Here is a 1,249-nt window from a genome sequence, read left to right on the forward strand (position 1 = left end):
TGGAGTAGCTAATAAATTTGTGACTATTTTCTTAAGCTACTTTTTTAATAATTCCTCTCAATTTTATTTCCATTTCTAGCGGTGAGAGATATCCTAAACTAGAATGTAATCTTTGGGTATTATACCAATAAATATAGTCTTCTATAGAGTCATATAGTTGATTGTAGGACGTAAATTTAAATCGATATAACCATTCGTGCTTTATTGTTTTAAAGAAGCTTTCAGCTACCGCATTGTCCCAACAATTACCTTTTCTACTCATACTTTGGGTTATTTTAAGATTAAAATCACAAATGTTGGTTATTTTGTTTGACGCATATTGTACACCTCTATCCGAATGAAAAATTAGACTATTACTAATGTTTCTTGTTTTACGAGCATCAATCCAAGCTTTCATTACCGTATTTTGAGTCGTCATATCTTCACTTAAAGACCATCCAACAACCTTTCTATCTGCAAGATCTATGATGGTTGTTAAATAATTCCAACCATCATTAACTCGAATATAAGTAATATCAGACACCCATTTTTCTCCTAATTTAAGACTAGAGAACTCTCTATTTAACATGTTTTCTGCAATTAAATATTGGTGATTAGAATCTGTTGTAATTATAAATTTTCTTTTTAAAACACTCCTTAAGCCCATTTCTTTCATTAGTAGTCCGATATAAGAGCGAGAATAAATTAAGCCTTCACGTTCTAACTTTTTTTGAATCCTACAACTACCATATATTTCTTTACTTTCTTTAAAAATAATTTTAATCCTTTCTTTTAAATGTATTTTAGGTGTTTTTAAAAATATAACATCTTTGTTTTTAAACCAATGATAATAAGCGTTTTTACTAAGCTTCATAGATTTACACATCTTCTCAACTGGATATATATCAATGTTTTCTAAGATGAATTGATACCTTATAGGTCGCTCTTGGAGAAGATGCTCACCGCCTTTTTTAAGATGTCACGCTCCATGGTTACATTCTTTAACTCTTTCTTTAGAGCCTTGAGTTCTTGAGCTTCAATAGATAACTCCTTCTTTTTTGAGAAATCACCCGATTGTAACTGGTATTCGCGTTTCCAACGCCCAACCATACTCAAGCTTAAACCATAATCCTCACTAACTTGTTTTGTCTTAATGCCCGAATTTAACAGTTCTACAATCATAACTTTAAATTCATTGTCATACTTTTTTACCATAAGTCAAATATAAAATTTATAACCTCGTAAAAATCGTCACATCAAATGTAGACAC

1 protein-coding gene is annotated in these 1,249 nt (G+C 30.4%); it reads right to left on the reverse strand.

The features are described 5' to 3' along the window. Positions 1–31: 31 nt before the first annotated feature. Positions 32–1,194 (reverse strand): IS3 family transposase gene (locus tag ES045_RS16190; protein WP_147117311.1). Its coding sequence is split into 2 segments (ribosomal slippage): positions 32–957 and positions 957–1,194, totalling 1,164 coding nucleotides; the frame shifts between segments, so codons are not numbered across the junction. Positions 1,195–1,249: the final 55 nt, after the last annotated feature.

It is taken from the genome of Polaribacter sp. IC073 (genome assembly GCF_007997075.1).
In the GTDB taxonomy this organism is placed as follows: domain Bacteria; phylum Bacteroidota; class Bacteroidia; order Flavobacteriales; family Flavobacteriaceae; genus Polaribacter.